The sequence below is a fragment of the Pseudonocardia xishanensis genome (assembly GCF_039541715.1).
In the GTDB taxonomy this organism is placed as follows: domain Bacteria; phylum Actinomycetota; class Actinomycetes; order Mycobacteriales; family Pseudonocardiaceae; genus Pseudonocardia; species Pseudonocardia xishanensis.
On record NZ_BAABGT010000030.1, the window covers coordinates 55,879 to 64,376 of the forward strand.

The 8,498-nt window shown below is 70.6% G+C and carries 8 protein-coding genes and 1 pseudogene; 5 read left to right on the top strand and 4 right to left on the bottom strand.

Annotated features, from left to right (window positions below; all coding sequences use genetic code 11):
- The first annotated feature begins 47 nt into the window (after positions 1-47).
- From ABD993_RS12480 to ABD993_RS12495, 4 genes are all read left to right on the top strand, one after another.
- Positions 48-953: an acetaldehyde dehydrogenase (acetylating) gene (locus tag ABD993_RS12480; protein ID WP_345416309.1), complete on the top strand. Its 906-nt coding sequence runs from the start codon at positions 48-50 to the stop codon at positions 951-953.
- Positions 950-1,975: a 4-hydroxy-2-oxovalerate aldolase gene (dmpG, locus tag ABD993_RS12485; RefSeq protein ID WP_345416312.1), complete on the top strand. Its 1,026-nt coding sequence runs from the start codon at positions 950-952 to the stop codon at positions 1,973-1,975. Before ABD993_RS12480 ends, dmpG begins: the two co-directional genes overlap by 4 nt.
- Positions 1,972-2,760, top strand: a complete 789-nt coding sequence (locus ABD993_RS12490; RefSeq protein WP_345416315.1) for a 2-keto-4-pentenoate hydratase — start codon at positions 1,972-1,974, stop codon at positions 2,758-2,760. The genes dmpG and ABD993_RS12490 overlap by 4 nt, the downstream gene beginning before the upstream one ends.
- A gap of 124 nt (positions 2,761-2,884) precedes the next feature.
- Positions 2,885-3,703, top strand: coding sequence for a mycofactocin-coupled SDR family oxidoreductase (locus ABD993_RS12495; RefSeq protein WP_345416317.1), 819 nt, complete (start codon positions 2,885-2,887; stop codon positions 3,701-3,703).
- 56 nt (positions 3,704-3,759) lie between these two features.
- On the opposite strand, the gene ABD993_RS12500 is transcribed toward ABD993_RS12495, so the two are convergent.
- The 3 genes from ABD993_RS12500 to ABD993_RS12510 are packed head-to-tail and all read right to left on the bottom strand — an operon-like array spanning position 3,760 to position 6,375.
- Positions 3,760-4,887, bottom strand: a complete 1,128-nt coding sequence (locus ABD993_RS12500; RefSeq protein WP_345416319.1) for a 2Fe-2S iron-sulfur cluster-binding protein — start codon at positions 4,885-4,887, stop codon at positions 3,760-3,762.
- Positions 4,884-5,102, bottom strand: a complete 219-nt coding sequence (locus ABD993_RS12505) for a hypothetical protein (RefSeq protein WP_345416321.1) — start codon at positions 5,100-5,102, stop codon at positions 4,884-4,886. The genes ABD993_RS12500 and ABD993_RS12505 overlap by 4 nt, the downstream gene beginning before the upstream one ends.
- Positions 5,103-5,154: 52 nt before the next feature.
- Positions 5,155-6,375 (bottom strand): 3-ketosteroid-9-alpha-monooxygenase, oxygenase component, encoded by a 1,221-nt coding sequence (locus ABD993_RS12510; RefSeq protein WP_345416324.1) that lies wholly within the window; start codon positions 6,373-6,375, stop codon positions 5,155-5,157.
- Between the two features lie 691 nt (positions 6,376-7,066).
- Between ABD993_RS12510 and ABD993_RS12520 the strand changes: the two genes are divergently transcribed.
- Positions 7,067-7,414, top strand: coding sequence for a hypothetical protein (locus ABD993_RS12520; RefSeq protein ID WP_345416331.1), 348 nt, complete (start codon positions 7,067-7,069; stop codon positions 7,412-7,414).
- A gap of 14 nt (positions 7,415-7,428) precedes the next feature.
- Here the strand turns inward: ABD993_RS12520 and ABD993_RS36705 are convergent.
- Positions 7,429-7,548: pseudogene (locus tag ABD993_RS36705) on the bottom strand (hypothetical protein); the annotation flags it as partial.
- Positions 7,549-8,498 lie beyond the last annotated feature (950 nt).

The following is an 8,498-nucleotide window of genomic DNA, read 5'->3' on the forward strand; positions in this document are numbered from 1 at the left end:
CCGGACGGGTTGTTTCCGAAGGAGCGACCGACTGCCAGATTCACGGAATGCCACAGGAGAAGGTGACAGCGGCGATCGTCGGGCCGGGCAACATCGGTACCGACCTGCTCGCGAAGCTGCGCCACAGCGATGTGATCGACGTCCGGTACATGGTCGGTGTGGTGGAGTCCGACGGTCTCGCCCGCGCTCGCGCCCAGGGCATCGAGTCCAGTGCCGAGGGCGTCGACTGGCTGCTGCGCCATGACGTCCTGCCGCGCATCGTGTTCGAGGCGACCTCGGCCAAGGCTCACCGGGCCAACGCTCCGCGCTACGCCGAGGCAGGCATCCAGGCCGTCGACCTGACTCCCGCGCACGTGGGCCCGATGGTCTGCCCCCCGGTCAACCTGCACGAGCACATCGCCGCTCCCAACGTATCGATGATCACCTGCGGGGGTCAGGCCACGATCCCGATGGTGCACGCGGTCTCGCGGGTCACCCCGGTGCCGTATGCCGAAATCGTCGCGTCGGTCGCGTCGCGCGGCGCGGGCCCGGGGACCCGGGCGAACATCGACGAGTTCACCCAGACCACCTCGGGAGCCGTGGCGGAGGTCGGCGGGGCGACCCGGGGCAAGGCCATCATCATCCTCAACCCGATCGAGCCGCCGATGATCATGCGGGACACGGTCTTCTGCATGATCGACGCGGACGCGGACCGAGCGGCGATCTCGACGTCGGTGCACGACATGGTCGTCGAGGTCCAGCAGTACGTGCCCGGCTACACGCTCCGCGCCGAGCCGCAGTTCGACGAGCCCCGCGCCTCCTGGGGCGGACACGCCCGGGTGGCGGTGTTCCTCGAGGTCAAGGGCCGCGGCGACTACCTGCCGCCCTACGCGGGCAACCTCGACATCATGACCGCCGCGGCCGCCCGGGTGGGCGAGCTCATGGCGCAGGCCGAGATCGGAGCCCGAGCATGACCCGCCCATCCCTGGCCCACGACGTCCGCGTCGTCGACACCACCCTGCGCGACGGTTCGCACGCCATGGCCCACCAGTTCACCGAGGCCCAGGTGCGAGACACCGTGCGCGCGCTCGACGCCGCGGGCGTCGGGGTCATCGAGGTGACCCACGGCGACGGCCTCGGCGGCTCGTCGTTCAACTACGGCTTCAGCCACACCGACGAGATGGCCCTCATCGCGGCCGCGCGCGAGGAGGCCCGACAGGCCAAGATCGCCGTGCTCCTGGTGCCGGGGATCGGCACGGTCGACGACCTCAAGCGCGCCCGCGACCATGGCGCCGACATGGTCCGTGTCGCCACGCACTGCACCGAGGCGGACGTCTCCCCGCAGCACTTCGCTGCGGCCCGCGACCTGGGGATGGAGACCGCGGGCTTCCTGATGATGGCGCACCGCACGCCACCGGAGAACCTCGCGAGACAGGCCCGCATCATGGTCGACGCCGGCTGCCAGGCGCCCTACGTGACCGACTCCGCGGGCGCGCTGCTCATGCACGAGGCACGGGCACGGTTCGAGGCGCTGCTCGCCGAGGTCGGCGACGAGGCCTGGGTCGGCTACCACGGTCACCAGAACATGAGTTTCGGCGTGGCCAACTCGGTGATCGCGCAGGAGGTGGGTGTCCGGTACATCGACGGGTCGCTCTGCGCCCTCGGTGCCGGCTCCGGCAACTCCCCCACGGAGGTGCTCGCCGCAGTGTTCGACCGCCTCGGCGTCTCGACCGGCCTCGACGTCATGGCCCTTCTGGACGCGGCCGAGGACGTCGTCCGACCGTACCTCACGCGCTGGCCCAAGATGGACCGCAACGCGATCGTCCAGGGGTGGGCCGGGGTCTACTCCTCCTTCCTGCTCCACGCCGAGACGGCGGCCGAGCGCTACAAGGTCCCCACCCACGAGATTCTGCGCCGGTGCGGCGAGCTGGGCCTCGTCGGCGGGCAGGAGGACATGATCATCGACGTCGCCATCCGGCTCGCCGAGGTCCGATGAGCGCCGACCTGGCCAGGAAGCGGGCGCTGGCCCTCTACGGCGCCCGGGCGTCCCGCACGCCGATCAGCCCCTTCACCGACGAGGACCCGTCCCTGGGGCTCGACGACGGCTACGCGATCCAGCGCGAGCTCCTGGAGCTCGTGCTCGCGGACGGCGACACCGTCATCGGCCACAAGGTGGGGGTGACGAGCCTCGCGATGCAGCGCATGCTGGGCATCGACTCACCCGACTACGGGCCGGTGCTCTCGTCGACGGTGTTCCGCAACCAGGACACGGTCCCGCTGGGGCGGTTCATCGCGCCCAAGATCGAGGCCGAGCTGGTGTTCGTGCTCGGTGCGCCGCTGCGCGGCCCGGGGGTCACGCTCGACCAGGCCCGGGCGGCGATCACCGGCGTCGTCGCCGGGCTCGAGATCGTGGACTCCCGCATCGAGGACTGGCGGATCAAGCTGGCCGACACGGTCGCCGACTTCGCGTCGAACGGGGCCGTCGCCCTCGCCGACGACGTCGTGCCCTTCGCCGAGATTCCGGACACCCGACTCGTCGGCATGGTCCTGACGCGCAACGGCGAGCTCGTCGACACCGGCGCCGGGGCGGCCGCACTGGGCGATCCCGTCGCGGTCGTGGCCTGGCTCGCCAACGAGCTGAGCCGCCGCGACGTCGGCCTCGAACCGGGCCACCTGATCATGACCGGCGCCCTGCACGCCGCGGTGCCCATGTCACCGGGCGACGAGTTCGTGGCCGAGTTCGACCGGTTGGGCAGCGTGCGCGTCACGGTGGGCGAGTGACCCACACGGGCAGCTCGCCGTGGCGTTCCCCGGACCGATTGGTGTGAGCCCGCCATCGGAGCCGTCCGCCCACTGAGCGGGATGGCCCTTCGCTCCGGCGGCGCCGTCGGGCAGCGTCGTGCCCATGGGACGATTCACCGGCCGTACGGCCTTCATCACCGGTGCCGCTCGCGGCCAGGGACGCAGCCACGCGCTGCGTCTGGCCGCCGAAGGCGCCGACATCGTCGCGATCGACATCTGCGCTCAGATCGAGTCCGCGACCTATGACCTGGCGACCCCGGAGGACCTCGACGAGACGGTCGGCGAGATCGAGAAGCTCGACCGTCGGGTGATCCCCGTCCGCGCCGACGTCCGCGACCTGGCGGCCCTGGAGGCCGCCGCCGCGGAGGCCGTCGACCACCTCGGCGGCATCGACGTCGTGATCGCGAACGCGGGCATCGCCCCGTCGGGGCCCACCCCCGACGCGGAGCAGACGTTCCGGGAGGTGATCGACGTCAACCTCGTCGGAGTGTGGAACACCCTCCGTGCCACCGCGCCCACCATGATCGAGCAGGGTCGCGGCGGGGCCGTCGTGCTGATCAGCTCGGTGCTGGGCCTGTCGGGACGGGGCAGCGTGGGCAATGTCGGTGGTGAGGCGTACGTGGCCGCCAAGCACGGCGTCACCGGGTTGATGAAGGCCTACGCGAACCGGCTCGCCCCGCACGCGATCCGGGTGAACAGCATCCACCCGACGGGCGTCCCGACCCCGATGATCGACAACGAGGCGGTGCGTAGGTTCGCGGCCGAGACGCCCGAAGCGGTGGCGGGCATGATCAACCTGATGGACGTGCCGTGGGTCGAGACCCAGGACGTCAGCGCCGCGATCGCGTGGGTCGCCTCCGACGAGGGTCGCTACGTCACCGGTGTCTCGCTACCCGTGGACGCCGGGTTCCTCGTCAAATGACCACCACCGGGGCCGGGACTCCGGCCCCGGTGGGCGGGGCGTGCTCGCGGACACCCTCAGTCGTAGCTGACCTCGACCTCGTCGGTGACCGGGTATGCCTGGCAGCCCAGCACCCAGCCCTCGTCGAGGTCCTCCTTCTCGAGCACGTCGTTGCGGGTCATCGACACCTCACCGGACTCGACGCGACAGGCGCAGGCGCTGCACGCACCCTCACGGCAGGAGAACGGCGCCTCCAGACCGGCGGCGAGCAGCAGGTCCAGCAGCGGGGTCCCACGCGGCCACGCCATCGTCTGCCGCACCCCGTCGAGGGTGACGGTCAGCGCCGTGGACGGCCCCGTCTCCTCCCCCGCGGCAGGCTCGGCCGGCGGCGCGAACGGGTCGGAGGCGAGGGACACGAACCGCTCGACGACGATCTTCTCGCGGGCCATCCCGGCCCCGGTCAGGGCCTGCGCCGCAGTGTCCATGAACGCGGCCGGCCCGCAGATGAAGGCCCCGTCCTTCTCGACGTGCGGCGCACAGAGGCCGCGAAGCCGCTCGACGGTCGGCAGACCCTCGACACTCTGCAGCAGGTGGACCACGGTGAGCCGGTCGGCGAAACGCGCGCTCAGCTCGCGGAGCCGGTCGGCGAAGATCACCGAGCGCTCGTCCCGGTTCGCGTACAGGAGCGTCACCCGCCCCTGACCGCGTTCGAGCACCGAGCGGGCGATGGACATCACCGGGGTGATGCCGCTGCCCCCGGCGAGCAGGAGCAGGTCCCGGTCGAGTGAACGGGGCGTGAACCGCCCGGCGGGTGGGAGGACCTCGACCTCATGGCCCTGTTCCAGGTTGTCGCAGATCCAGTTCGACACGGACCCACCGGTCACACGCTTCACGGTGACGGTGAGCCGCTCGTCCACCTCGGGAGCGCTCGCCAACGAGTAGCACCGGGCGCTCGCGGTCCCGTCGGCGCCACCGGGGACGCGCAGGGTCAGGAACTGGCCCGGCGCATAGCGGAAGCGCGGGGCGAGCTCGGGCGGGACGTCCAGCACGACCGAGCGCGAGTCGTGGGTCTCCGTCACGACCTCGTGGACCCGGAGCCGGTACCCGACGGACGACGGAACCCCCACCTCGTCCGGCGTCCCCACCGCACCGGCCGAGGGCCCCGCGGCCGCAGCCGAACCGTCGACGGCACCAGCGACGCTCATTCCGCGGGCACCTCGATGCGACCCGCCCGCACAGCGTCCTCGATGGATGCCCGCAGTGCTGTGCAACCACTCACGACCGCCCGCTCGGTGAGGCTCCCCGCCAGCGCGAACTCGACGCAGCGGCTGGAGTCGGCCCATTGGACGGAGGTGTGCGCCAAGCTGCTCTTCGCCACCAGCACGGTGTTCCCACAGCTGCGGCACGCGAGTGGTTGCACGTCGCTCTCCTGGTCCTGGTCTCGTTGTCGTGGTCGGCGCGCGGGGCCGGGCTCAGCTCGGCTGACCCACCCGGGACGGCTCGTCCGTCTGCTCCGTCGCCGCACGCAGGGGATGCCGAGGAGCGGTCGAGATGACGCGCCCGGCGGCGATGTTGGCCTCGACCTCCTCCTTCCAGATGGCGTTGGCTCGCGCGGTGTCGATCTCGAACTCGAAGCGCTGAGTCATCTCCGGGGTGACGTCCTCGACGTCGACGTAGAACTGCTCGTACCAGCGCCGGAGCTGGTAGACGGGCCCGTCCTCCTCGCAGAGCAGCGGGTTGTCGATCTTCGTCTTGTTCCGCCAGATCGCGACGTCCTGGAGGAAGCCCTTGGCGATGCCCTTCGAGTACACGTCCGCGATCGTGGCCGCGTCCTCGTCCGACATCCCCTGGGGCTTGCGGACCGCCACGCCCCACTGCAGGACGAAGGAGGTCGGCGAGACCGGGTAGTGACAGTTGATCAGCGCGGTCTCGAGCTCGCCGTAGGGCGACTGGTTGTACTCGTAGTCGATCATGTAGGACGGGCCGTAGTAGGCCGACTCGGAGCGACCGGGCTCGTCCGGGACGCCCTGCCCCAGATTCAGGTCTGTATCCGGGCGCAGCTTCGACCGCGAGGACTGCGCGGCGATGTGACCTTCGAACACGTTCTTGAAGTACACCGGGAAGGCGAAGTGGATGTAGAAGAAGTGCGCCATGTCGACGACGTTGTCCACGATCTCGCGGCAGTGTGAGCCCTCGATCTCAACCGAGTCCCACACCCAGTCGGTCCACGCGTCCGTACCGATGTCGGCGATCTCGGGGATCGTGACCTCAGGCGGCGGCGGGTTGCCCTGCGGGTCGTGCCAGACGAAGAGCTGGCCGTTGCGCTCGAGGGTCGTCCAGGCCTTGGTCCGCGCCCGCGGCGGGACCCGCCGAGCGTAGGGGATGTCGGCACAGCGGCCGTCACCCGACCAACGCCAGTCGTGGAAGGGGCACGCGACCTGGTCGCCCTTGATCGTCCCCTGGCTCAGGTCGCCACCCATGTGGGGGCAGTAGGCGTTGAGCACGTTCAGCTCGTTCGAGCTGTCGGCGAAGACGACGAGCTTGGTGCCGAAGGCCTCGACGGCGTGCGGCTCGCCGTCCCGGAAGCTCTCGATGAGCCCCAGGCAGTGCCAGCCTCGGGCGAACCGCACGGGCGGAGCGACCGCCTCGATCACCCGGACCTCGTCCTCGGTGCCGGGCTGGACTGTCGTCATCATTGCCTCCAGGTCGCTGGGCTGCGCATTTGTGGTGGCCGTCGGCCGAGGGCGAGCCGGTGTCGGATCGCCGGAACGGCAATGTCGCCGAACGCTAGACAGCACCGTCGGTGAAGACCTCAGTCCTCCCGGTCAGTGGGACGCGGCTCGGCGATGATCCGCCGGTCGAGCGGCTCGACGAGCTCCACGAGGTGCACAACGTTCGTGGCACGGCCTGCGGGACCCATGGAGGAGTCGCTGATGTCGAGCATCCTCCGCTGACGCCCCGGGCTGGGAGCCGTAGCCCTCAGCGATGCGGATTGCCTCGACTCGGTACGATTTCAAGGATTCGCGGATTCGATACGGAAACCTCTGCGAGTGAACGAAGCTCTCGAATACGACAGGCACTTCGACGTGTCGGACTCGACCCGGTTGCGCCCCTTGAGCAGGCGGTAGCTCGTCGGGTCGCCCAACCCGCCCCACGGACCTGCCCGAGCGTTGGGCATCCACGCCTGACCGGTCCGGCTCGCCTCCTCGCATCCGGACGCGCCCGCCCCGGCCGAGGCAAGTACCTGATCACTCCAGTGACGGCGTGAGCGGTCGTGGGACGCGGTGCCGGTCGGCGTCGTCGGCGCGATCACGCCCTGGAACTACCCGCAGGCGCTCGCGATGTTCAAGATCGCTCCGGCCGGTCACCCACCGCCGGATCGGGGTGCTACCCGACCGCAAGGCCGCGCCGAGGAACGCCGATCCGCCCGAGCTGCTGCCGACCTGGGCACCGGACCAGGCGAAGAACTTCAGCAGGACCGGCTACGGCGCCACCGTCGTCGCCCGCCACGAACGCGCCGCCGGCCGCCATGTCGAGGTGCTGTCGCTGGATCACTACCTCGAGGTGCTCAAGACCAAGCCCGGCGCGCTACCCGGCGCTACCGCGCCGGCCCAGGCCAAAGCGTCCGGGACGTTCACCGCCACCCACCAGCAGTATCGGGACACCGCGCGACGCGCCCACGGCGACGCCGCCGTCAGTCGTCGTCCGGCGAAGCGGGCCGGGACCGAGTAGTAGCACTGGCGCACCGACACCCGGGCCCGTAGATCCACCCGGGCGCGCAGTAGCAGCGCCGGGTCGAAACGCCTCGGCACGCGACGTGGAACGCCCGTCCGAGTCCGCGGAGACGCAGGTGGTATCGGCGGCATCGGCAGCAACGCGGTCCAGGGCGCGGCTCACGTCGGGGCGTCGACCGTCATCGCGGGCGCCTACATCTCCGCTGCGGCCGACGGCAGCCGAACCGGGACTGCCGGGTCGTGTTCCAGTGGAGCGGTGACCGTGCCAGGAGGACGCCGAGCACGTCCACGCCGCCTCCGGTGGCCGCAGCGGCTTGACGAACCGTGCCGGTTCACCGTCCGGGTCCAGCCCGTCCCATGAGGCGATCACCCGCGAGTTGCGGTGCACCCCCGCGATCCCCGGTCCCATCAAGTAGGCCAACAGCCCGGCCGGACGCCAGCCGTGCACCACCTTGGTGATCACCGGGATCGGCGCAGCTCGATCATCAACGCCGACGCCGCCTCATCGACCCGCTTGCACGCAGCAACGGCCTCGTCGCTCCGAGGGAGGCAGGGTTCGTGCTCAGCCGTGCAGCACGACACCACCCACCCCTACCGCCGCGACCAACACGATCAACACCGCCAGCGCAACAAAAGCCATCGATGTCCCACGACGTCGGGTTCGGCCGGGTAGCCAGTGGACGCCACGTCGTCTGCGGGACCGCCGACGACGGCCACGGCGGGCTCGTGAAGAACCCTCAGGGTCGGGCGGGGGAATGGAAGGGTGAGGCACAGCCGTCTCCTGTCGCCGCAGGGGCCGGTCAGGTCCCGGCCGGGTGTTCGCGCACCCGCCGGGACCGTCTTCGTCGAACCGGCCCTTCGAAGAGGCCCGGTCGCGCCCGGCCTCTCCCCCACGACAACAAGCCGCCATAACTCGTAGAGATCGCGAAGCGAGCCGGCCCTGGCAGTCGGGAACGCCCCCGTTCCCGACCCCTCCCCCGTCGACGGGCGTCCGAAGGACACCGTCGACATAACTTGCTCCGCCAATCCCGGCGAGTTCAGCGTGGCTGAAAGCTCGTGCAGTCGAGCCCGCGGCTGTTCGG